Raw genomic sequence first — 22124 nt, 5'->3', positions numbered from 1 at the left:
GGGGATGAGGTGTCCCGTCCATCATGCCGCTTCTCCCTGCGGGGGCATGTTGTGGCCGAGCAGCCGCAACACTTCCTCCGCCGCCGTGATCAGATTGGTGCCCGGCCCGAAGATCGCCTGCACGCCCGCATCGAACAGCGCCTGATAATCCTGCGCGGGGATCACCCCGCCCGCGATCACCTTGATATCGGCGCGGCCAGCATCGCGCAGATGCCCGATCAGTTCGGGGATCAGCGTCTTGTGCCCGGCCGCCAGACTGGAGGCGCCGACGACATCGACATCCTTCTCCAGCGCCAGCTTCGCGGCTTCCTCCGGGGTCTGGAACAGCGGGCCGGGCACGATCTCGAACCCGAGATCGCCGAACATGCTGCTGACCAGATTGGCACCGCGGTCGTGACCGTCCTGCCCCATCTTCGCGACCAGCATTCGCGGCTTGCGCCCCAGCCGCCGCTCGGTGGCGGCGACGCCGTCCTCGAGCCGCGTCCAGCGCGCGTCGTCGGTATAGGCGCCGCCGTAGACGCCCTTCACCGGCGTCGGCTGCGTACCGTAGCGGCCGAACACCTCCTCCATCGCCGAGGAAATCTCGCCGAGCGTGGCGCGGGCGCGCGCGCAATCGACCGCGAGCGCGAGCAGGTTCGCGTCGCCGCGCGCGCCGTCGCGCAATGCGTCGAGCGCCGCGCGTGCCTTCGCCTCGTCGCGCGCCGCCTTCACCTCCCGAATACGACGCACCTGCGCATCGCGGACGGCGTGATTGTCGATCGCGAGGATCTCGACCGGGTCTTCATTCTCCTTGCGGTATTTGTTGACGCCGACGATCACGTCCTCGCCGCGATCGACGCGCGCCGCGCGCGCTGCGCTCGCTTCCTCGATCATCGCCTTGGGCCAGCCCGCCGCGACCGCCTTGGCCATCCCGCCCTCGCGCTCGACACGCTCGATGATCGTCCAGGCATCGTCGACCAGCCGCTTGGTCAGCGCCTCGACATAATAACTGCCGCCGAGCGGATCGACGACGTTGGTCATCCCCGTCTCTTCCTGGATCACCAATTGCGTGTTGCGCGCGATCCGGGCGGAGAAATCGGTCGGCAGCGCGATCGCCTCGTCCAGCGCGTTGGTGTGCAGCGATTGCGTGCCGCCGAGCATCGCCGCCATCGCCTCGATCGTCGTGCGCATGACGTTGTTGTAAGGATCCTGCTCGGTCAGCGAGACGCCGCTGGTCTGGCAGTGCGTGCGCAGCATCTTGCTGCGCTCGTCCTTCGCGCCGAGTTCGGTCATGACCCGGTGCCACAGCACCCGCGCGGCGCGCAGCTTGGCAATCTCCATGAAGAAGTTCATGCCGATCGCGAAGAAGAAGCTCAGCCGCCCGGCGAACTTGTCGATGTCGAGCCCCGATGCGACCCCGTATTTCACATATTCCATGCCGTCGGCGATGGTGAAGGCCAGTTCCTGCACCTGCGTCGCCCCGGCTTCCTGCATGTGATAGCCGGAGATCGAGATGCTGTTGAACTTGGGCATCTCCGCCGAGGTATAGGCGAAGATGTCGGAGATGATCCGCATCGACGGTTCGGGCGGGTAGATATAGGTGTTGCGGACCATGAACTCCTTCAGAATGTCGTTCTGGATGGTCCCGTCGAGCAATTTCCGGTCGACGCCCTGTTCTTCACCCGCGACGATGAAGAAGGCGAGGATCGGGATCACCGCGCCGTTCATCGTCATGCTCACCGACATTTCGTCGAGCGGGATGCCGTCGAACAGGATCTTCATGTCCTCGACGGTGTCGATCGCCACACCCGCCTTGCCGACGTCGCCGGTGACGCGCGGATGGTCGCTGTCGTACCCGCGATGCGTCGCCAGATCGAACGCGACTGACAGCCCCTTCTGCCCCGCCTTCAGGTTGCGGTGGTAGAAAGCGTTCGATTCCTCGGCGGTCGAGAAGCCCGCATATTGGCGGATCGTCCACGGCCGCCCGGCATACATCGACGCGCGCACCCCGCGCGCGAACGGCGCGAAGCCGGGCAGGCCGGGGTCCCAGCCCTCGACGTCGGCGGGGGTGTAGAGCGGCTTGACGTCGATCCCCTCGGGGGTGCGCCACGTCAGGTCGCGGCCCTTCACCTCCTTGGCGGCGGCGGCGGTCCAGCTTTCGGTGCCGGTCGGGGCGGGCGTCCCGATCGCTGCCGCCGCGCCGCTGTCCTCGCCGATGTTGCGCTCTTCGGCCATGCTCAGCGACCCTCGAAGACCGGCTTACGCTTCTCGCCGAACGCGCGCACCGCTTCGGCGAAGTCGCGGGTGTGGCCGGCGCGGGTCTGGTTCTCGCGCTCGACCGCCAGCGACTGGTCGAGGTCGAGCGACAAAGCGGCGGCGACCTGCTTGCGGATCATCCCGATCGCGACCGATGGCCCGGCGGCGAGCTTTGCCGCAAGCTGCTGCGTTTCGGCGAGCACCTGCGCATCGTCGACGACGCGCGTCACCAGCCCGGCGGCGAGCGCGTCGTCGGCAGAGACGCGCTCGCCGAGCAGCGCCATCTCCAGCGCCTTGGTGCGCCCGGCCGCCTTGGCGACCAGCCATGTCGCGCCGGCATCGGGGACCAGCCCGATGTTGACGAAGGCGAGCAGCACATAGGCCGAGCGCGCCATGACGCTGATATCGCCGAGCAACGCCAGCCCCAGCCCCGCGCCGACCGCCGGGCCGTTGATCGCGGTGAGGAGCGGCACGTCGAGCGCGGCGACCTTGCGAACGAAGGGGTTGTAGCTGGTGTCGAGCGACTCGCCGAGGTCGCGCGGCATGGGTGCAGCCCCAGGATCCTTGGCGTCGCCAACCAGGTCCGCGCCCGAGCAGAACGCCCCGCCCGTGCCGGTCAGCACGATCGCGCGCGCGCCCTGTTCGAGCGCGGCGTCGATCGCGGCGGTCAATTCGGCGAAGACGCGCGGGGTGAGCGCGTTCATCCGCGCGGGCCGGTCGATCGCGAGCGTCGCGACACGATCGCTGACGTCGAAGGTGATCGTCTCGTAGGTCAATGCGCGCCCTCCTGCGGGGTTTCCATCAGTTCGACCAGCACGCCGCCCATGTCGCGCGGGTGGACGAAGACGATCGGCGTACCATGCGCGCCGATCCGCGGTTCGCCGAGGATCGTCGCGCCTTTGTCCTTGAGGTCGGCGACCGCGGCGTGGATATCGGGCACCTCGAAACAGACGTGGTGCTGGCCGCCGGCGGGGTTCTTCTTCAGGAAGCCGGCGATGGGGGAAGTGTCGTCATACGGTTCGATCAGCTCGATCTGCGTGTTGGGCGCGTCGATGAAGCACACTTTGACGCCCTGCGCTGGCAGATCGAACGGCACCCCGATCCCCTCCGCGCCGAGCAGGGTTTTATACGTCTCGATTGACTTCGCGATCGACGGCGTGGCGACGCCGACATGGTTGAGACGGCCGAGGGTCATTGGCGTTCCTTCACGGCGTCCTTCAACGCCTGCTTGACGTCTGCCGGCAGATGGTGTGACGCGACACCGTCGATTGCGCCCTGCAGCGCCCATACCGCACAAAGGCTGACGTCCCTCGGATGAGCGGCTTTGATGCGGCAATATGCCTCGACCGCGCCGATCTCTACGAGTCGTTCGGGCGAATCGACACCGACATCGATCAGCCAGCCGGCGCTTTTCGCGCAGACATTCTTCAGTTCGACCAGCCGAGCGATTGAGGCCGAAACGGCGTCACAACGGAATGTTGTCATGCTTCTTCCACGGATTCTCCAGCGCCTTGTTCCGTAGCTTCCGCAGCCCCAGCGCGATCCGTCGCCGTGTCGAATGCGGTTGGATCACTTCGTCGATGAACCCCTTGCTCGCCGCGACGAAGGGGTTGGCGAAGCGCGCCTCATATTCCGCCGTCCGCTCGGCGATCTCTTCCGGCTTGCGGCCGCGGAAGATGATCTCCACGGCGCCTTTCGCGCCCATCACCGCGATCTCGGCGGTCGGCCATGCGTAGTTCAGATCGCCGCGCAGATGCTTCGACGCCATGACGTCATACGCCCCGCCGTACGCCTTGCGCGTGATGACCGTGATCTTGGGCACCGTCGCCTCGGCATAGGCGAACAACAGTTTCGCACCGTGCTTGATGATGCCGTTATGCTCCTGCGCGGTGCCGGGCAGGAAGCCGGGCACGTCGACGAAGGTGACGATCGGGATCTCGAACGCATCGCAGAAGCGTACGAAACGCGCCGCCTTGCGGCTGGAATTGATGTCGAGCACCCCCGCCAGCACCAGCGGCTGGTTGGCGACGAAGCCGACCGTCCGCCCCTCGATCCGCCCGAAGCCGCAGATGATGTTGCCGCCATGCGCGGGCTGGATCTCGAAGAAATCGCCTTCGTCGACGACCTTCGCGAGCAGCTCGTGCATGTCATAGGGTTGGTTGGCGTTGGCGGGGATCAGCGTGTCGAGTCCGGGCTCGACGCGGTCCCACGGATCGTCGGTCGGACGCTCGGGCACGCCCTCACGATTGGACGAGGGCAGGAAGTCGATGAAGTCGCGCGCGGCCAGCAGCGCCTCGATATCGTTGTCGAAGGCGACATCGGCGACGCTGGTCTTGGTGGTGTGCGTCACCGCGCCGCCCAGCGCCTCCTGCGTCACGACTTCGTTGGTGACGGTCTTCACCACGTCCGGGCCGGTGACGAACATGTAGCTGGAATCCTTCACCATAAAGATGAAGTCGGTCATCGCGGGGGAATAGACCGCCCCGCCCGCGCACGGTCCCATGATGAGGCTGAGCTGCGGGACGACACCGCTGGCGAGCACGTTGCGCTGGAACACCTCGGCATAGCCGCCGAGCGACGCGACGCCCTCCTGGATGCGGGCGCCGCCCGAGATCGTTGAGGCCGATGACCGGCGCACCGACCTTGAGCGCCATATCCATGATCTTGCAGATCTTCTGCGCGTGGCGTTCGGAGAGCGAGCCGCCGAAGACGGTGAAATCCTGCGAGAAGACGAACACCAGACGGCCGTTGATCGTCCCCGATCCGGTGACGACGCCGTCGCCGGGCACGACCTGATCCTGCATCCCGAAATCGGTGCAATTGTGCTCGACGAACATGTCCAGCTCCTCGAAGCTGCCTTCGTCGAGCAGCACGTCGAGGCGTTCGCGCGCGGTCAGCTTGCCCTTGCCGTGCTGCGCATCGACGCGCTTCTGCCCGCCGCCGGCGCGCGCCGCGGCCCGGCGGTTCTCGAGTTCGGCGATCGTCGATGACATTGTTCTCTCCCGGACGCGAGCGGCGTTGTGCCCGGCGGAGCGTGGCGGGGCAAATGTGAAGTTGCGAACTTGCGAAGGATGAGGTTGCGAACCTTTGTCGCTCCTGGGTAGGCAGGAGACTATGGCTGTGTCGTGCTGCGCGACGACTGTTACGGTGAGAGAGGCTGGTGTGTCGACGATCCGCGACCACGATACAGACATGGGCCCCTGCCTACGCAGGAGCGACGGCGCGTGAAATCCCGCCTCTACGTCGGTGCGCAACTCCGCGCGCTTCGCGCCGCGGCCCAGCTCAACCAGCGCGCGATGGCCGCCCGCCTTGGCCTGTCGGTCAGCTATCTGTCGCAACTCGAAAGTGACGAACGCCCGCTTACCGCCGCCGTCAGCGCGGCGTTGGCGCAGCACTTCCCCGCCGCGCTTGCCGATATCGAGGGCGCCGTGCCGGCGCGCCGGCTGGTGGCATTGCGCGAGGCGCTCGCCGATCCCGCCGTCGCCCCGCTCGCGCCCGAGGAGATCGCGCGCCTCGCCGAGGAACGCCCCGCGCTCGCCGACCGGATGATCGCGCTCCACGCCGCGAAGCGCGCCGCCGAGGAACGCGTCGCGCTCGCCGAGGAAGCGCTGACCGCGGGCGTCGGTGCGCGCTTGCCGTGGGAGGCGGTGCGCGACTGGTTCCACGAGGCGGGCAATTACATCGACCCGCTCGATCGCGCCGCCGAGGAATGGGCGCTGGCGCATCACGCGACGCCGATCGATGCAGCGTTGGCGGCGCAAGGCGTGACGCTGTTCGACGAAGCGCGGGAGGATGCGCCGCTCGCGCGCTTCGACGGCGGGGTGCTGCGGCTCAATGCCGCGCTGCCGCCGGAAAGCCGCCGCTTCCTGATCGCGCACCGCATCGCCGCGCTCGCCTTCGCCGCGCCCATCGCGGCGATCGTCGCGGCCTCGGGTCTGGCGCAGCCGGAGGCGCGGCGGCTGCTGGCGATCGGGCTCGCCAATTACGCGGCCGGCGCAATGCTGATGCCGTATCAGGCATTCCGCACCGCCGCGCGCGACGTGCGCCACGATATCGACCGGCTGTCGCGGCGGTTCGGCACCAGCTTCGAACAGGCGTGCCACCGGCTGTCGACGCTGCAACGCCCCGGCGCGGAGGGCATTCCCTTCTATTTCTGTCGTGTCGACATGGCGGGCAACATCACCAAGCGCCATTCGGCCACCCGGCTGCAATTCGCGCGCTTCGGCGGCGCGTGCCCGTTGTGGCACGTCCATGAGGCGGTCGCGATTCCGGATCGCATCCTCGTGCAACACGCCGAGACGCCCGATGGGGTGCGCTATGTTTCGATGGCCAATGGGCTGGTCAAACCTTCGGGGCGGTTCGCGCGCGCGCCACGCCGCTACGCGGTCGCATTGGGGTGCGAGGTGGCCCATGCCGCCGACTTCGTCTACGCCGATGCGGTCGATCTGCGCGCCGCGACCCCGATCGGGATCAGTTGCCGTCTCTGCCCGCGATCGGACTGCGACCAGCGGGCGTTCCCGCCGACCGATCGCGCGATCGTGGTCGAAGCCGAGGTTCGCGGGGTCGTGCCCTATCGCGTCATATAGGGCCGATCCGCGCCGTTTTAACAGGATATCAAGCTGTTCCGCCTAGCGCTGAGCCGATCGAGTTAGATGTCGCGAAGGCCGTGGTGATGAAGAATCTGGCGATTGGCCGCAAACTGCTGCTCGCTTTCGGCATTCTCGCGCTCGCCTTGATCGCGATGGCGGGCATGTCGCTCTGGACGCAGGGGCGATTGAACCACGCCACCGAGATGCTGGGCAAGGACCGGCGCGACAAGTTGGTGGCGATCGCGACCGTCAACGCCGCGACGTCCGACTATCGCATCGCCGAAGCGGCGGTGATCCTGTCGACCGAACCCGACAAGATCCGCGACGCCGACCAGGCCGCGACCGAGCAACTGGCATTGATCGACAAGAACGTCGTCTTCCTCGACAAGGTGCTGGTCAACCAGGCCGCGCGCGCCTCGCTTGCGCGGTTCAGGCAGGTCTGGACGGCGTTCGTCGCACGGTCGGAGCTGACGCGCCGTCTGGGCGAGGCGAACCGCAATGAAGAAGCGACGCAGGCGTTCCGCGCCAGCCAGCCGCTGTTCGATCGCGCCAATGCCGAGGCGGCCACGTCGCAGGACGTGCAGATCAAGCTGATGGAAAGCGAGATGGATGCGGCGAGCGCGCTTTATAGCTTCTCGCGGGTGCTGTCGGTCGCGCTGGTCGTCGCGGCGCTGGTGCTCGCAGGGCTGCTCCTCACCGCCCTGATCCGAGGCATCGCCAATCCGATCAAGGCGATGACCGAGGCGCTCGGACGGCTCGCGTCGGGCGACCTCTCCACGCAGGTCGCGGTCGACGAGCGCGCCGACGAAGTCGGGCAGCTCGCCAAGGTGATGGTGCAGTTCCGCAACCAGCTCGCCGCCGCCGAGCGCGCCAAGGAAGAGCAGACCGCCCTGATCGTCGACAATATCGGCCGCGGGCTGAGCGCGCTGGCGCAGGGCGACCTGACCGCGCGGATCGACGCCGAACTGACCGGCCCGTTCGCCAAGCTGAAGAACGATTTCAACGGCGCGATGACCGCGGTGTCCGCGGCCATGGCGGCGGTGACGACCAGCGCGACCGGGATCACCAATGGCGCCAACGACATCCGCCAGGCCTCCGACGATCTGTCGCAGCGCACCGAGCAACAGGCCGCATCGCTGGAGGAAACCGCCGCGGCGATGCACGAGATCACGACGACGGTGAAGGAAACCGCCGAAACCGCCTCGCGCGCGGATGCGGTGGTGGTGGAAACGCGCCGCGATGCCGAGGCCTCGGGTGACGTGGTCCGCCGCGCGGTCGAGGCGATGAACGGGATCGAACGCTCGTCGAACGAGATCAGCGAGATCATCGCGGTGATCGACGGCATCGCGTTCCAGACCAACCTGCTGGCGTTGAACGCAGGCGTCGAGGCGGCACGGGCAGGTGACGCGGGCAAGGGCTTTGCGGTCGTCGCCAGCGAGGTTCGCGCGTTGGCGCAGCGGTCCGCGGATGCCGCGAAGGACGTGAAGAGCAAGATCACCGCCTCTACCGTGCAGGTCGATCTTGGCGTCGGGCTCGTCGCCGAAGCGGGCGCGGCCTTGCAGCGGATCACGGCGCGGATCGGCGAGATCAGCACGTTGGTCGGCAACATCGCCTCGGCCGCCGATCAGCAGGCCACCGGCTTGCAGCAGGTCAATACCGCTGTGTCGGAGATGGACGGGGTGACGCAGCAGAATGCGGCGATGGTCGAGGAAGCGACCGCCGCGGCGCGCAGCCTGGTCGAGGAAACCGACGTGATGGCGCGCGAGGTCGGGCGCTTCCGCCTGACAGCGGGAGCGTCGGGCGTTGCCGCGCCGGCCGCGTCGCCGGTCCACCAGTTGCAGGCACGCGCGGCGCAGGCCGGCGCACGGATCGCCGCCAGCGCGCGGAGTCGTGGCGCAGCGGCGGTGGCGGTGCAGGGGGATTGGTCGGAGTTCTGAGGGGCGCCTCTACCTGAGGCTTCCATCGCCACCCCGGCGAAAGCCGGGGCCCAGTTGGGAAGGCGGTCGTAACAACGCGCTGCGCGTGATCACCAGCGTCCCCCAACTAGGCCCCGGCCTTCGCCGGGGTGGCGGGCATTGCGGGGCGACGAGGCCGCTACTTCCGCTCCCACGCCTTCGTGCCGCCGATCCACGTTTCCAGCACCTTCGTCTGGCGCAGGTCGGCAGGCGTCGCGGTCATCGGGTCGCGATCGAGCAGCAGGAAGTCGGCGCGCTGACCCGCCGCCAGCGTTCCAAACTTCTGCTCGGCGAACCCGGCGTAGCTGGCGCCGCCGGTGTACGCCCACCATGCCTGTTCGCGCGACACCGCCTGGTCGGGGTGCCAGCCGCCGACCGGCTGCCCGTCGGCATCGGTGCGCGTGAACGCCGCCGCCCAGCCGGCCCAGGGATCCGGCTTCTCGACCGGAAAGTCCGACCCGAACGCCAAGGTCGCGCCGTCGTCGAGCAACGTCTTCCACGCATAGGCGCCCGCCAGCCGCGCCTGCCCCAGCCGCGCCTCGGCCATCAAGCGATCGCTCGTCTGATGGGTCGGCTGCATCGAGGCGATGATGCGGTATTTGCCGAATGCCGCCATGTCGACGGGATCGACGATCTGCGCATGTTCGATCCGCCAGCGGCGATCGCCCTTATAGGTCTCCGACAGTTCGGCGATCGCATCGAGCACCTGCTTGTCGGCGCGATCGCCGATCGCGTGGACCGCGACCTGATAGCCGTCCATCGCGGCGCGGCTCATGATGTTCTGTAGCTGATCGTCGGCGAGGAAGCCGAGCCCGCGCTGCCCCGGCGCATCGGCATAGTCTGCCTTCAGCCACGCGCCGCGCGACCCGAGCGCGCCATCGGCATAGAGCTTGACGCCCTCCAGCCGCAGCCGGTCGTCGTATAGCCACGGCGTCGGGCCGGTCCCGCCGATCGTCACCGCGGTGTCGATGCCGAGCCCGTAGGACATGATGCGGACGCGCAGCGCATTGATGTCGCCCATCCGTCGATAGGTCATCCAGTCGTCGACGCTGGTCCCCATGTCGGCCACCGCGGTGACGCCGTAGCCGAGTAGGATCTGCTGCGCCTTGAGAAAGGCGGCGGTCCGGTCCTTGGGGCTGACCTTGGGAACGACGCGCTCGACCAGTTCCTTGGCGCGATCGACCAGCACGCCGAGCGGCTTTTCGACCCGCCCGCCCGCGGGAGCCTGTGTCGCGGCGGTCACGCCGGCCAGTTTCAGCGCGGCGCTGTTCGCCCAACCGGCGTGGCCATCGGCGCGTGCCAGCCAGACCGGGCGGTCGCCGACCACCGCATCGAGATCGGCGGCGGACGGAAAGCGCCCGAGCTTCCACACTTCCTGGTTCCAGCCGCGCCCGATGATCCATTGCCGGTCCGGGTTGGCGCGCGCGTATTCCGCAATCTTCGCCTTGGCCTCGTCGAGCGACCGCGTGTCGGACAGGTCGAGCGTCAGCGCTGCCAGCCCCAGTTCAATGACATGGCCGTGCGCGTCGATCATGCCGGGCACCAGCACGCGCCCCTTCATGTCGGCACGCCAGTCGTAGCGCGGACCGGGGTTCTTCTTGGTCGGCTTGGGTGGTTGTTCGTCGGGGGCGATCAGGCGGACGACCTTGCCCTGCGCATCGATCACCATCGCCTTGAAACGCACCACCTGCCGGTCACGGTTGAGCGTCAGGCCGTTGACGTTGTCGATCAGCGCGTCGGCACCCGCGGGGAGCGTCGTCGCAAGGCCGGCAAGCGCTACGATCGCGGCGGTGAGATGGCGTCGGTTCATGTCCGCTGCCATATGGAAGCGGCACGGCTTTGGCGAGGGATGTCATGCGGCGAGTGATGGGGTTGATCTTGCTGGCGTCCGCGGTGCCGGCGGCGGCGCAGACGAAGGTAAGCGAGAAGACCCCGGCACTCGACTTCTCGTACCGTTATCCGGCCGCCGCCGCGCGGATCGCGCCGCTGCGCCGCTGGCTAGAGGCGGACCGCGCACGGCTGCGGACCCGTGCGGCCGGGCTGGCGGCGGAGGACCGGCGCGACACGGCGAAGAGCAACTTTCCGTTCCACCAGCACGACGCCACGCGCGAATGGAAGGTGGTGACCGAAACGCCGCGGCTGCTGAGCCTGTCGGGTGAAACCTACCGCTTCACGGGCGGCGCGCACGGCAACACCACGCTGGAGCCGCTGGTGTGGGACAAGGCCAAGGCGCGACGGGTCGACCCGCGCGCGATGTTCGAGTCGCCGGCCGCGATGCAGCGCGTGTTCGGTGCAAATTGGTGCGCGTGGCTGAAAGGCGAGCGGCGTCGACGGCTGGGGAGCGATCCGGGCGCGAGCGATATCTTTCCGTGCCCGCCGGTGTCGGACCTGACGGTGCTGCTTGGGTCGACCGACCGCCGCGCGGTCGACCGCATCGGGCTGATCGCCGGGCAATATGTCGCGGGTTCCTATGCCGAGGGGATGTACGAGATGACGGTGCCGGTCACGCCTGCCGTGCTGGCGATCGTGCGGCCGGAATGGCGCGGGGCGTTCGCGGCCGTGCGCCCATCCTGAGCGACACCCTCATCCGTCATCCCCGCGAAGTCGGGGATCCAGAAGCGCGGACGCCTCGCGTCATCAGAGGGACCAGCGTGTCTGGATTCCCGTCTTCGCGGGAATGACGGTAGTGGCAAGGCGATGGCGCTCGTTGCCCCGGTCCGCACCGTAACGGCGCGCGGGTGTTCCTTTCGCACCGGTGTTCCGCTACGTCCCCGGCATGGCAACCAAGCTCGCGTCCGCCCCTGCCCTTCCCGTCTCGATCGAGGACGTGCGCGCCGCGCAGATCCGCATCGGCGACGCGGTCGTGCGGACGCCGACGCTGATCAGCCAGACGCTGTCGAAGCTGACCGGCGCGACCGTCTATCTGAAGTTCGAGAACCTGCAGTTCACCGCCGCCTACAAGGAGCGCGGCGCGCTCAACACGCTGCTGCAACTCTCCGACGAAGCGCGCGCCAAGGGCGTGATCGCGGCGTCGGCGGGCAATCATGCGCAGGGGCTCGCCTATCACGGCAACCGGCTGGGCGTGCCCGTGACGATCGTGATGCCGCGCAACACACCGGTGGTGAAGGTGGTGCAGACGCAGGGCCACGGCGCGACCGTGATCCTGGAGGGCGACACGTTCGACGCCGCCTACGCCCATGCGCGCGTGCTGGAGGCGGAGCGCGGCTTCACCTTCGTGCATCCGTTCGATGATCCGCGGATCATCGCGGGGCAAGGCACCGTCGCGCTGGAGATGCTGGAGGAGCATCCCGAGATCGACCTGCTGGTAGTGCCGATCGGCGGCGGCGGGCTGATCTCCGGCATGGCGACGGTCGCGCGCGCGGCGGATCGCCCGATCGAGGTGGTCGGCGTCGAGGCCGAGCTGTATCCGTCGATGTACAATCGCATCAACGGCACCGACATGCCGTGCGCCGGCGATACGCTGGCGGAAGGCATCGCGGTCAAGGAGCCGGGTGGGATCACCGCGCAGATGGTCGCGCAACTGGTCGACGATATCGTGCTCGTCTCCGAACGTTATCTGGAGGAGGCATTGAGCCTGTTGCTCCAGATCGAGAAGACCGTGGTCGAGGGCGCGGGGGCGGCGGGGCTCGCCGCGTTGCTCGCGCATCCCGAGCGTTTCCGCGGCCGGACGATCGGCGTCGTGCTGTGCGGCGGCAATATCGATACGCGCTTGCTCGCCAACGTGCTGCTGCGCGATCTGGCGCGGTCGGGGCGGCTGGCGCGGCTGCGGCTGCGGCTGCAGGACCAGCCGGGCGCGCTGTATAACGTGATGCGGGTGTTCGATCGCGAGCGGGTGAACATCATCGAAATCTATCACCAGCGCGTCTTCACCACCCTGCCCGCCAAGGGCCTGATCACCGACATCGAATGCGAGGCGCGCGATCGTGCGCATCTCGACCGGTTGATGGTCGGCCTGCGCGAGGCGGGGTTCGAGGTGAGCACGGTCGAGCTGGCCTGACACAAGGCACTGCTTTTTGTGCCAAAGCGGCATTTCGCGCGTCGCACGACATCGCCTATAAAGGTGTTGGCAGGTAAGACGATGGGCCGAGGCATGGGCGACGCAGCAAAGGAGCGGCACGAATGACGGCACCGTTCCGCTTCCCGCGCTTCTTCGTCACCAGCCCGCAGCCGTGCCCGTACCTGCCCGGCCGGCAGGAGCGGAAGGTGTTCACCGAATTGACCGGCCCCGAGGCCGGTGAGCTGAACGACGCGCTGGGCCGGATCGGTTTTCGCCGCAGCCAGTCGGTCGCCTATCGCCCAAGCTGCGCGGGGTGTGCCGCCTGCGTGTCGGTGCGGGTGCGCACGCGCGAGTTCGAACCGAACGCGACGCAGCGCAAGCTGGTCCGCCGCCACGGCGATCTCGACGTGACGGCATGTCGGCCGTGGGCGACCGACGAGCAATATACGCTGATGCGCCGCTATCTGTCGGCGCGGCACCCCGGCGGCGGGATGGCGGCGATGGACGAAGGCGACTTTGCCGACATGATCGAGCATTCGCCGGTCAATTCGGTGGTGGTCGAATATCGCGAGCCGTCCGACGACGGACGGCCGGGAAAGCTGGTCGGCTGTTGCCTGACCGACCGGCAGGCGGACGGGCTGTCGATGGTCTACAGCTTCTTCGACACCGACCAGGATGCGCGCCCGGCGCTCGGCAATTACATCATCCTCGACCATATCGCCCGCGCGCGTGAGGCGGGGCTGCCATATGTGTACCTAGGCTATTGGGTGAAGGGCTCGCAGCGGATGGCGTATAAGACGCGCTATCGTCCGATCGAGATGCTCGCGGCGCATGGCTGGGTGTTGATGCCCGAGGATGAAGCGCAGCCAGTGACCGCTTGATCCACATTCCGGCGTAAAACCCGTCATTGCGAGTGTAGTGAAGCAATCCAGGGTCGGACCGAGACGCGCTGGATTGCTTCGCTACGCTCGCAATGACGACCTACGCCAGCGCCGGCACTTCACACGCGGCGCGGATGTCCGCCGCGAGCTGGTCGACGCGCGCGGGGTCGGCGTCCCATGCGAACATGAAGCGCGCTCCGCCGCCGATGAACGTGTAGAAGCGCCAGCCAAGCGCGCGCAGCTCGTCGAGTACCGCCTCCGGTGCGACGAGGAACACCGAATTGGCTTGCACCGGGAACAGCAACTGCACCGCGGGCAGATCGGCGACGCGCGCCGCAAGCCGCTCGGCGCAGGCATTGCCGTGCTCGGCATTGCGCAGCCATGCGCCGCTGTCGATCAGCCAGATCCACGGCGCGGAGAGGAAGCGCATCTTCGAGGCGAGCTGCCCGGCCTGTTTGCAGCGATAGTCGAAATCCTCTGCCAGCGCGCGGTCGAAGAAGATCACCGCTTCACCGATCATCAGCCCGTTCTTGGTCCCGCCGAAGCACAGGACGTCCACGCCCGCCTCCCAGGTGATCGCCGCCGGCGTGCAGCCGAGCGCGGCGCAGGCGTGGGCGAAACGCGCGCCGTCCATGTGCAGCTTGAGCCCCAGTTCACGGCACACCGCCGAGATCGCGCGCACCTCGGTGATCGAATAGACTTGCCCGGTCTCGGTCGGCTGGGTGATGGTAACGACGCGTGGCTTCGGAAAGTGGATGTCGGATCGGCTGCTGGCGAGCGTGCGGATCGCTTCGGGCGTCAGCTTGCCGTCCGCGGATGGTGCGAGCAGCAGCTTGGAGCCGTTCGAGAAGAACTCGGGCGCACCGCATTCGTCGGTTTCGACATGCGCCGCCGACGAGCAGATGACGCTGTGATAGCTCTGGCAGAGCGACGCGAGCGCAAGCGAGTTGGCGGCGGTACCGTTGAAGACGAAGAAGACCTCCGCATCGGTCTCGAACAAGGTGCGGAAACTGTCCGACGCGCGCTGCGTCCAGCCGTCATCGCCATAAGCGACCGCCGAGCCGGCATTGGCGGCGAGCATCGCCTCCAGCGCCTCGGGGCAGGCTCCGGCATAATTGTCGCTGGCGAATTGCTGGGGCTCGATCGTCACGGTCGCTGATCCTGTTGCTCGGTTCGGGCATCAGGAGTCGAAACGATATGTGGCGAAAGTCCCGTTGGTTGCCGGTCCGGCCACATCCCCCCGTTGCCGGAGGCGCCACCTTGCTCGGGAGCAGGTTGGCGTCGAACTACGTCGACTCTTGATGTTGGCGCGGCGGGTATACGATCGAACCGTTTCGGTCAATCCTGCGCGCTGACCTGCACCTCGACGTCGAGCCATTCGCGTCCTTCGCCCAGCCGCGACCCGGCGACTGGCGAGCAACCGGCAGCGTCGAGCGCGACCGCGACGCGAACGTGGTGCGCCTCCGGCGACGATCCGAGCGTCGGGTCGAACCCTACCCAGCCGAGTCCCTCGACCCACACCTCTGCCCAGCCATGCGGCGTCGCACGGCCACCGGCCAGTATGTCGCAATAGCCGGTGACGTAGCGCGCCGGGAAATTGGCGGCGCGCGCGGCGGCGACGAACATCTGGGCCAAGTCGCGTGCGGTGGCGGTGTCCCGCGCGAAGGCGGCGGTGACGGTGAGCCCCGGCTCGGGACGGCCGTCGACGATGGTGAAGCGCCGGTGGAGCGCGCGGTTGAGCGCGTGGAGCGCGGCGATCGGCGTCCGCCCTTCGACTTCGGCCTGCGCGAAGGCGGCAAGCGCGGATTCCGCGTGGGTCGCGGGGGTGCTGCGCAGATAGAGCGCGGCAGGCAGCGGCTCGAACGTGCCGTGCAGCACGCCGCTCGACGAACTCGTCACCACTTCGCCGGAAACGCTGATCTCGATCCCCGTCAGCGGCCCCTCGGCATAGAGCATCGTCGTGATGTTGCCGAAGCCATCGCGATGCTCGCGCAGCCGCGCGTCGCAATCGATGTTGATGTTCCACGCCGCCACCGTTTGATCGTGCGTGTTGCGCGGGGTCATGCGCAGCAATTGCACGACGCGGCCCTGCGGCGCGGTGAAGCGATAGGTGGTGCGGTGGTCGATGGTCAGGCGCATCAGTGGAACTTGAACTGCCGGCCGATCGCGTCGTGCAATTGCGCGTTCTCGACGATCAGGGCCTGGAGATGTTGGTGGAGCCCGGCGGCGATCACGTCGCCGGTGCGGGTGCGCGCGACGCGCGCGTGGCGGGTACGGGCCATCCGGTCGGCCTCGCCTTGCGTCCCGCTGGCGCGCGCGAGCGCGGTGAGCGCGGCGACGGTCTCCTCGATCGAAGCGGCGAGGCTCCGCGGCAGCTCGCCGCGGCTGAGCAGCAGGTCGATGACGTTGGTCGGGTTGAGCCCGTCGTTGTAAAGCCAGCGAAAGGCGGTGACGGCCGAGACGGTCTGGAGGATCGTCGTCCACTGGTCGCGATCGACCGTACCGCCGACGCGTTCGCCCTCAGGGAGCAGGATGTGATATTTGACGTCGAGCAGCCGCGCGGTGTTGTCGGTGCGCTCGACCGCCTGCCCAAGCCGGATGAACGAGGTCGTCTGGTTGCGGAGCATCCGGTGCACCGCGCCCTCGAACCCGCGTGTCTCGGCCTTGACCGCATCGACCACCCCGAGCACCGCGGTCGGATCGAGCCGGCCGATCCGTTGATCGAAGATCAGCCATGCGCCGTTGATCGCCTGCCACGCTTCGCGGCTGAGCGCGGTGCGCACCGCGCGGGCATTGTCGCGCGCCATCGCGAGGCAGCGCAGGATCGAACCCGGATGCGAGCTGTCGGCGAGCAGGAAGTGTGCGACCTCTTCGCGGCTGACGACATGGCCGCCCGCTGCGAAAGCATCGTCGGTTTCGCTTACCGCAAGCGCGGTGCGCCACGCATCCTCGCCCGCCGAGCGCGGGGAAAGGACGTCAAGGCGCAGCGTCGCCTCGATCAGTCGCGCGACGAAATCGGCGCGCTCGACATAGCGGCCGAGCCAGTAGAGCGACGCGGCGGTACGACTGAGCATCAGCGCTGTCCCCCGCCCAGCGTCTGCGTCATCGTGCCGGCCGCGCCCGACATCGACTGGGTCATGCCACGGGGTTCGTCCATCAGCACGAAACTGTCCTTGGTCCCGCCGCCCTGCGACGAGTTCACGACCAGCGAGCCCTCGCGGAGCGCGACGCGGGTCAGCCCGCCCGGCACGACCTGCACGCCCTTCGCGCCGGTCAGCACGAACGGGCGGAAATCGACGTGGCGTGGTGCGACGCCCTGTTCGACCAGGGTGGGGACGGTGGACAGTGCCAGCGTCGGCTGCGCGATATAGCGCTCGGGCTCGGCGATCAGCGCCGTGCGGAAGCGCTCGATCTCCGCCGTCGAGGCGGTCGGGCCGACCAGCATCCCGTAGCCGCCAGATCCATCGACCAATTTGACCACCAGTTGGTCGAGATGGTCGAGGACGTATTTGAGCGCCTGCGGCTCGCGGCAGCGATAGGTTTCGACATTGGGCAGCCGCGCTTCGCTGCCCGAGTAATATTTCACGATCTCCGGCATGTAGCTGTAGATCGCCTTGTCATCGGCGATGCCGTTGCCCGGTGCGTTCAGGATGGCGACGTTGCCCGAGGCATAGGCCGCGATCAGCCCCGGCACGCCGAGCATCGAATCCGGGCGGAAGACGAGCGGATCGAGATAATCGTCGTCGACCCGGCGATAGATGACGTCGACACGGACGCGGCCCTCGATCGTGCGCATGTAGACGACGTCGTCATCGACGACGAGGTCGGCGGCCTCGACCAGCTCGACGCCCATCGAATCGGCGAGGAAGCTGTGCTCGTAATAGGCTGAATTGTAATGGCCGGGCGTCAGCACCACGCAGGTCGGGCGCGGACCGCCGCAGCCACGCGGCGCGACCGACCGCATCGTCTCCAGCAGCCGATCGGGATAGCTGTCGACCGCGGCGACGCGGAACTTGGCGAACAGCTCCGGGCAGAGCCGCACCATCGCCTCGCGGTTTTCCAGCATGTAGCTCACACCCGACGGCGTGCGGGCATTGTCCTCCAGCACGAAGAAATCGTCCGGGCCTGTGCGGACGAGGTCGATCCCGCAGATATGCGCCCACACGTCGTGCGGCGGGCGGATGCCGGCGACTTCGGGGCGGAATTGCGCGTTGCCGAGGATCAGGTCGGCAGGCAGCACGCCGTCGCGCAGGATCTTCTGGTCGCCATAGATGTCGACGAGGAAGGCGTTGATCGCCTCGACACGCTGGATCAGCCCTTCGGACAGCCGCGCCCATTCGTCGGCGAGGAAGACGCGCGGAACGATATCGAACGGGATGATCCGCTCACCCGCATCGCTCTCACCATAAACCGCGAAGGTGATGCCGAGCTGGCGGAAGGTCGTTTCGGCGGACTGCTGGCGGCGGCGCAATTCGCCATCGGGCGTGTCGGCCAGCCAGCCGCACAATTCCCGCAACTCGGGGCGGGCACCATCGGCGCCACTTACCCCCATGATCTCGTCGAACGCCGCTGTCCCCATTTGTCCCCTGCAACGCCCGATAACCGGATTCGTCGCATGCTGAGCGAGATCAACCGCCCGTGCAACACTTCATTGCAGTGCAGCAGTCCCTCAACGCAACGAAGTGAGCGTCGCCGGTGTCAGCACCTGCGGAAGGACGCGCGGCTCGTCGGCCTTGGGCGGGTAGAAGAGGTAGAGCGGCACGCCCGCGCGATTGTGCTGCGCGATGAAGCGACCGAGGGTCGGGTCTCCGTCGGTCCAGTCGCCGACCAGCACCGCGACCTTGTTGCGCCTGAAGGCGTCCGCCACCCCTTGCGTCTCGATGGCGGCCTTTTCGTTGACCTTGCATGTCAAACACCAGTCGGCGGTGAAATAGGCGAAGACCGGCCGGCCCTCGGCGCGCAAGGCCGCAAGTCGCGCCTCGGTGAAGGGCTCGGCACCTGCGACTCCGGCGACCGTCGCGCCCGCCGGCATCGCGCGGACGGTGGCCAGCGCGCCGCCAGCCAGCAACAGCGCGACCAGCGCAGGTGCCCAGACCAGCCGGTCGCCCTGCACCTGCCGCCGCCCGCTCCACCATAGGCCGAGCCCGGCGAGCAATGCAGCGGCGAGCGCGAGCGTCATCCCGTCGACCCCCGCCTGTCGCCCGAGCACCCAGGCGAGCGCGAGCGCGGTCGCGAACATCGGCACCGACAGGATATGGCGCAGCCGCACCATCCACATCCCCGGCTTCGGCAGCCGCCGTCGCAGCGCGGGAACGAAGCCGATCAGCAGAAACGGCAGCGCGATGCCGAGGCCCAGCCCCGCGAACACCAACAGCGCGGCGATCGCAGGCAGTACCAACGCTGCGCCGAGCGCCGCGCCCATGAACGGGCCGGTGCACGGCGTCGCGACGAAGGCGGCGAGCGCCCCGGTCATGAAGGCGCCACTCGCACCGCTGCGCCCGGCGAATTGCGGAGTCGGCAGCTCGAACAGCCCGGCGAGGTTGAGCGCGATCGCGACAACCAGGAGCAACAGCACGCCGACGACGCGCGGATCCTGCAACTGGAACGCCCACCCCGCGCTCGCCCCGCCCGCGCGCAGCACCAGCAAGATCGCGCCGAGCGCGAGGCACACCAGCACGACGCCCGCGGTATAGGCGAGCGCCTCGATCCGCGCGTGGCGCTCGCTTTCGCCCGAGCGTGCGAGGCCGAGCGCCTTGAGGCTGAGGATCGGGAAGACGCACGGCATGACGTTGAGCAGCAAACCGCCGAGCACCGCGCCGCCGAACGCCGCCAGCGCGACGCTCCAGTCGAGCGACGCCGCCGCCTTTGCAGGCGCGACGGTGCCGGGCTGCGCGACCAGCGCCAGCGCAGCGTCATCGCCGAGCGTCAGCACGCCCTCCAGCGCGCCACGCTCCGGGGTGGCGGCGGCCTTGGTCTCGATCACCAGCCGCTCACCGTCGCGGGTGACGATCTGCTGCGCGGGATAGTCGGTCGCGCCACTGCGCGCGGGGTAGAACCATGCCTTTCCCAGCGGCGCATCGGCGGGGTACGGCACGGACAGCCGGAAGCGCCCGGCGTCGATCTGCCAGGTCGCGGTGCTGCCCAGCGGGCGCGGCAGCGCGCGCCGCCATGTGTCGAATTGCGCGCGACGCGCAGGCGTGATCGCGCCGTCGCCGACCGTCAGTTGCGTGCTAAGCTCCTGCGTCTCGGGCACGCAGATCGTCTCGGTGCAGACGAGATAGTCAAGCTTGACGCGCACGGGCAGCGCGGTGCCGGCTGCCAGGCCGACGGGCACCTTCAGTGTCGTCAGCATCGTCCACGGTCGTTCGTAGACGTGGTTCATTAGCCCGGCGATCACCAGCCGCCCTGGCGGCGGATAATCGAGCGCCCCCGCGGCAACGCCGGCCGGCAGCGTCCAGGTCGCACGTGTCGCCACCCCCGCATCGCCGGGATTGCGCCAATATCCGTGCCAGCCCGCGTCGGGAACGGCATGGATCGCGAGCGCGACGGTGCTGCCGGGCGTAGGACGGTCGCTCTCGGCGATCAGCGTCATCGCGACATGCCGCGCCTGCGCGCCGGCCGTGGAGGCGAGCAGCAGCGAGACGGCTGTCATCAGAGTGAAAAGCGCCGCGCGCATTGCTTGCCTGATCATCGGAGCGGGATCATAGCGGCTTCGCTCCCCCGTTGCATCAAGGTTGCCCGATGAAATCGCTGTTTGCCGCCGCTTTGTTGACCACCGCCGCGATAGCCCTGCCGGTCGCCGCTCAGACGGCCACGCCGACCGCCGCCGCAACGGCGCCGCAGGGCAAGCCGAAGCTGATCGTCGCGATCTCGGTCGACCAATTCTCCGCCGACCTGTTCGCGCAATATCGCAACCGCTACACCGATGGCCTCGCGCGATTGCAACAGGGGGTGGTCTTCCCCTCGGGCTACCAGAGCCATGCCGCGACGGAGACCTGCCCCGGTCACGCGACGATCCTGACGGGGATGCGCCCCGCGCATACCGGGATCATCGCCAACAACTGGATCGACCAGCGCGCCGGGCGGCCCGACAAGACCGTCTATTGCGCGGAGGACGAGCGCGCACCGGGATCGGACCACGACAAATACCAGCCGTCCGACCTGCACCTGCGCGTCGATACGCTGGGCGACATGATGAAGCGTGCCGATCCGCGTACCCGGGTCGTGTCGGTGGCGGGCAAGGATCGCGCGGCGATCATGATGGGCGGGCACAACACCGACCAGATGTGGTTCTGGGCCACCGACCATTTCGTCACCCTCCCCTCGCGCAGCACCGCGCCGGTGCCGGCGGTGGTGACGCGCGCCAATGATGCGGTCGGCAAGCTGCTGGCGGGTGCGCAGGCACCGCTGCCGCTGCCGGGTTATTGCAAGGGGCTGGCGCAACCGATCACGGTCGGCGCGCAGACGATCGGCACCGGTCAGTTCCAGCGCGCGGGCGGCGATACCAAGTCGTTCCGCGCCTCTCCCGCACTCGACGGCGCGGTGTTCGCGCTGGCGGCCGGGCTGATCCAGGACATGAAGCTCGGACAGGGCGCGGGCACCGACCTGATCGCGGTCGGCGCGTCGGCGACCGACTATGTCGGCCATGCGCTCGGCACGCAGGGATCGGAGATGTGCATCCAGATGGCGCAGCTCGACCAGACGATCGGCGCCTTCCTCGCGCAGCTCGACGAATGGGGGCTGGACTATGAGGTAATGCTGACTGCCGACCACGGCGCGCACGACATGACCGAGCGCCAGCAACAGCGCGCGATGCCGCTGGAGGAACATGCCTCCGCCAGCAACGCCGCCAAGCTGGTCGGTGCGGCGATCGGGCGGGACCTCGGCATCGCCGGGCCGGTGCTGATCGGGCCGGAGAGCGACGTCTATATCGCCGACAGCGTGCCCGCCGCACGGCGCAAGCAGGTGCTGGCGGAAGCGAAGCGTCGTTACCTGGCGATGCCGCAGGTCGCCGCCGCCTTCACGCGCGACGAGATCGCGGCGACGCCGTTCGCCAAGACTCCGCCGGAGACGTGGACGCTGATCGAGCGTGCGCGCGCCTCCTATGATGCCGAGCGGTCGGGCGACCTGATGGTGCTGCTCAAGCCGCGTGTGACGACGATCGTCACGCCGGGGCCGTTCTATGTCGAGACGCACGGTAGCCCGTGGGACTATGACCGCCGCGTGCCGATCCTGTTCTGGCGCAAGGGAATGGTCGCGTTCGAGCAACCGCTGTCGGTCGAGACGGTCGATATCGCACCGACGCTGGCGGCGACGATCGGGCTGCCGGTGTCGGGGCTCGACGGGCGGTGTCTCGACCTGGACGCTGGCGCGGGGGACAGCTGCCCGAAGTGAGTGTCGGCGCCCCGGGCTTGACCCGGGGCGACGGACGGTAAGCGATCAGGTT

The 22124-nt window shown here is 68.2% G+C and carries 16 protein-coding genes, 1 pseudogene and 1 riboswitch; of the genes and pseudogenes, 6 read left to right on the top strand and 11 right to left on the bottom strand.

Annotation, left to right across the window (positions count from 1 at the left end; translation table 11 throughout):
- Window positions 1-21: 21 nt before the first annotated feature.
- From scpA to QP166_RS01520, 5 genes and pseudogenes are all read right to left on the bottom strand, one after another.
- Window positions 22-2214, bottom strand: a complete 2193-nt coding sequence (gene scpA / locus QP166_RS01540; RefSeq protein WP_333914317.1) for a methylmalonyl-CoA mutase — start codon at window positions 2212-2214, stop codon at window positions 22-24.
- A gap of 2 nt (window positions 2215-2216) precedes the next feature.
- Entirely contained in the window at window positions 2217-3011 is a 795-nt protein-coding gene (locus QP166_RS01535; RefSeq protein WP_333914316.1) for an enoyl-CoA hydratase-related protein, read from the bottom strand.
- Window positions 3008-3430: a methylmalonyl-CoA epimerase gene (mce, locus tag QP166_RS01530; protein ID WP_333914315.1), complete on the bottom strand. Its 423-nt coding sequence runs from the start codon at window positions 3428-3430 to the stop codon at window positions 3008-3010. Before mce ends, QP166_RS01535 begins: the two co-directional genes overlap by 4 nt.
- Entirely contained in the window at window positions 3427-3720 is a 294-nt protein-coding gene (locus QP166_RS01525; RefSeq protein WP_333914314.1) for a TfoX/Sxy family DNA transformation protein, read from the bottom strand. Before QP166_RS01525 ends, mce begins: the two co-directional genes overlap by 4 nt.
- A pseudogene (locus tag QP166_RS01520) lies at window positions 3701-5228 on the bottom strand (acyl-CoA carboxylase subunit beta). Before QP166_RS01520 ends, QP166_RS01525 begins: the two are co-directional and overlap by 20 nt.
- A 231-nt stretch (window positions 5229-5459) precedes the next feature.
- Here QP166_RS01520 and QP166_RS01515 point away from each other — a divergent pair.
- Window positions 5460-6821, top strand: coding sequence for a helix-turn-helix domain-containing protein (locus QP166_RS01515; protein ID WP_333914313.1), 1362 nt, complete (start codon window positions 5460-5462; stop codon window positions 6819-6821).
- Between the two features lie 86 nt (window positions 6822-6907).
- Window positions 6908-8761, top strand: coding sequence for a methyl-accepting chemotaxis protein (locus QP166_RS01510; RefSeq protein WP_333914312.1), 1854 nt, complete (start codon window positions 6908-6910; stop codon window positions 8759-8761).
- A 157-nt stretch (window positions 8762-8918) separates the two neighbouring features.
- Here the strand turns inward: QP166_RS01510 and QP166_RS01505 are convergent, their stop codons facing one another.
- Window positions 8919-10589 (bottom strand): amidohydrolase, encoded by a 1671-nt coding sequence (locus QP166_RS01505; protein WP_333914311.1) that lies wholly within the window; start codon window positions 10587-10589, stop codon window positions 8919-8921.
- A gap of 44 nt (window positions 10590-10633) precedes the next feature.
- On the opposite strand from QP166_RS01505, the gene QP166_RS01500 reads away from it, so the two are divergent.
- The 3 genes from QP166_RS01500 to QP166_RS01490 all read left to right on the top strand — a co-directional run bounded on the left by QP166_RS01500 (window position 10634) and on the right by QP166_RS01490 (window position 13678).
- On the top strand, window positions 10634-11353 hold the full coding sequence (locus tag QP166_RS01500; protein ID WP_333914310.1) for a DUF4163 domain-containing protein: 720 nt from the start codon (window positions 10634-10636) through the stop codon (window positions 11351-11353).
- A 202-nt stretch (window positions 11354-11555) separates the two neighbouring features.
- A complete protein-coding gene (locus tag QP166_RS01495) occupies window positions 11556-12797 on the top strand; it encodes a threonine ammonia-lyase (protein ID WP_333914309.1) in 1242 nt (413 codons plus the stop codon).
- Between the two features lie 122 nt (window positions 12798-12919).
- Window positions 12920-13678: an arginyltransferase gene (locus tag QP166_RS01490; RefSeq protein ID WP_333914308.1), complete on the top strand. Its 759-nt coding sequence runs from the start codon at window positions 12920-12922 to the stop codon at window positions 13676-13678.
- 100 nt (window positions 13679-13778) lie between these two features.
- Here QP166_RS01490 and QP166_RS01485 read toward each other — a convergent pair whose 3' ends face one another.
- The 5 genes from QP166_RS01485 to QP166_RS01465 form a co-directional block, all read right to left on the bottom strand.
- Window positions 13779-14828 carry a threonine aldolase family protein gene (locus QP166_RS01485; RefSeq protein ID WP_333914307.1) on the bottom strand — a complete coding sequence of 350 codons (1050 nt, stop codon included), beginning with the start codon at window positions 14826-14828 and terminating at the stop codon, window positions 13779-13781.
- A gap of 54 nt (window positions 14829-14882) precedes the next feature.
- A riboswitch (SAM-I-IV-variant riboswitch) is annotated at window positions 14883-14988 on the bottom strand.
- Between the two features lie 28 nt (window positions 14989-15016).
- Complete coding sequence (locus tag QP166_RS01480; RefSeq protein ID WP_333914306.1) at window positions 15017-15817, bottom strand: transglutaminase family protein; 801 nt, start codon at window positions 15815-15817, stop codon at window positions 15017-15019.
- Entirely contained in the window at window positions 15817-16752 is a 936-nt protein-coding gene (locus tag QP166_RS01475) for an alpha-E domain-containing protein (RefSeq protein ID WP_333914305.1), read from the bottom strand. Before QP166_RS01475 ends, QP166_RS01480 begins: the two co-directional genes overlap by 1 nt.
- Window positions 16752-18257 (bottom strand): circularly permuted type 2 ATP-grasp protein, encoded by a 1506-nt coding sequence (locus QP166_RS01470; protein WP_333914304.1) that lies wholly within the window; start codon window positions 18255-18257, stop codon window positions 16752-16754. Before QP166_RS01470 ends, QP166_RS01475 begins: the two co-directional genes overlap by 1 nt.
- 90 nt (window positions 18258-18347) lie before the next feature.
- Complete coding sequence (locus QP166_RS01465) at window positions 18348-20354, bottom strand: protein-disulfide reductase DsbD family protein (RefSeq protein ID WP_443027176.1); 2007 nt, start codon at window positions 20352-20354, stop codon at window positions 18348-18350.
- Between the two features lie 65 nt (window positions 20355-20419).
- On the opposite strand from QP166_RS01465, the gene QP166_RS01460 reads away from it, so the two are divergent.
- On the top strand, window positions 20420-22072 hold the full coding sequence (locus QP166_RS01460; protein ID WP_333914302.1) for an alkaline phosphatase family protein: 1653 nt from the start codon (window positions 20420-20422) through the stop codon (window positions 22070-22072).
- Window positions 22073-22124 lie beyond the last annotated feature (52 nt).

The sequence above is a fragment of the Sphingomonas sp. LR60 genome (assembly GCF_036855935.1).
Taxonomy (GTDB): domain Bacteria; phylum Pseudomonadota; class Alphaproteobacteria; order Sphingomonadales; family Sphingomonadaceae; genus Sphingomonas.
The sequence above is the reverse complement of the archived record's forward strand: the minus strand, read 5'-3'. Positions and strand labels throughout refer to the sequence as shown.

Coding starts and splice junctions, on each gene's coding strand:
- scpA (WP_333914317.1), bottom strand. CDS start 2,214: ATGGCCGAAGAGCGCAACATCGGCGAGGACAGCGGCGCGGCGGCAGCG.
- mce (WP_333914315.1), bottom strand. CDS start 3,430: ATGACCCTCGGCCGTCTCAACCATGTCGGCGTCGCCACGCCGTCGATC.
- QP166_RS01525 (WP_333914314.1), bottom strand. CDS start 3,720: ATGACAACATTCCGTTGTGACGCCGTTTCGGCCTCAATCGCTCGGCTG.
- QP166_RS01510 (WP_333914312.1), top strand. CDS start 6,908: ATGAAGAATCTGGCGATTGGCCGCAAACTGCTGCTCGCTTTCGGCATT.
- QP166_RS01505 (WP_333914311.1), bottom strand. CDS start 10,589: ATGAACCGACGCCATCTCACCGCCGCGATCGTAGCGCTTGCCGGCCTT.
- QP166_RS01500 (WP_333914310.1), top strand. CDS start 10,634: ATGCGGCGAGTGATGGGGTTGATCTTGCTGGCGTCCGCGGTGCCGGCG.
- QP166_RS01495 (WP_333914309.1), top strand. CDS start 11,556: ATGGCAACCAAGCTCGCGTCCGCCCCTGCCCTTCCCGTCTCGATCGAG.
- QP166_RS01490 (WP_333914308.1), top strand. CDS start 12,920: ATGACGGCACCGTTCCGCTTCCCGCGCTTCTTCGTCACCAGCCCGCAG.
- QP166_RS01480 (WP_333914306.1), bottom strand. CDS start 15,817: ATGCGCCTGACCATCGACCACCGCACCACCTATCGCTTCACCGCGCCG.
- QP166_RS01475 (WP_333914305.1), bottom strand. CDS start 16,752: ATGCTCAGTCGTACCGCCGCGTCGCTCTACTGGCTCGGCCGCTATGTC.
- QP166_RS01470 (WP_333914304.1), bottom strand. CDS start 18,257: ATGGGGACAGCGGCGTTCGACGAGATCATGGGGGTAAGTGGCGCCGAT.
- QP166_RS01465 (WP_443027176.1), bottom strand. CDS start 20,354: ATGCGCGCGGCGCTTTTCACTCTGATGACAGCCGTCTCGCTGCTGCTC.
- QP166_RS01460 (WP_333914302.1), top strand. CDS start 20,420: ATGAAATCGCTGTTTGCCGCCGCTTTGTTGACCACCGCCGCGATAGCC.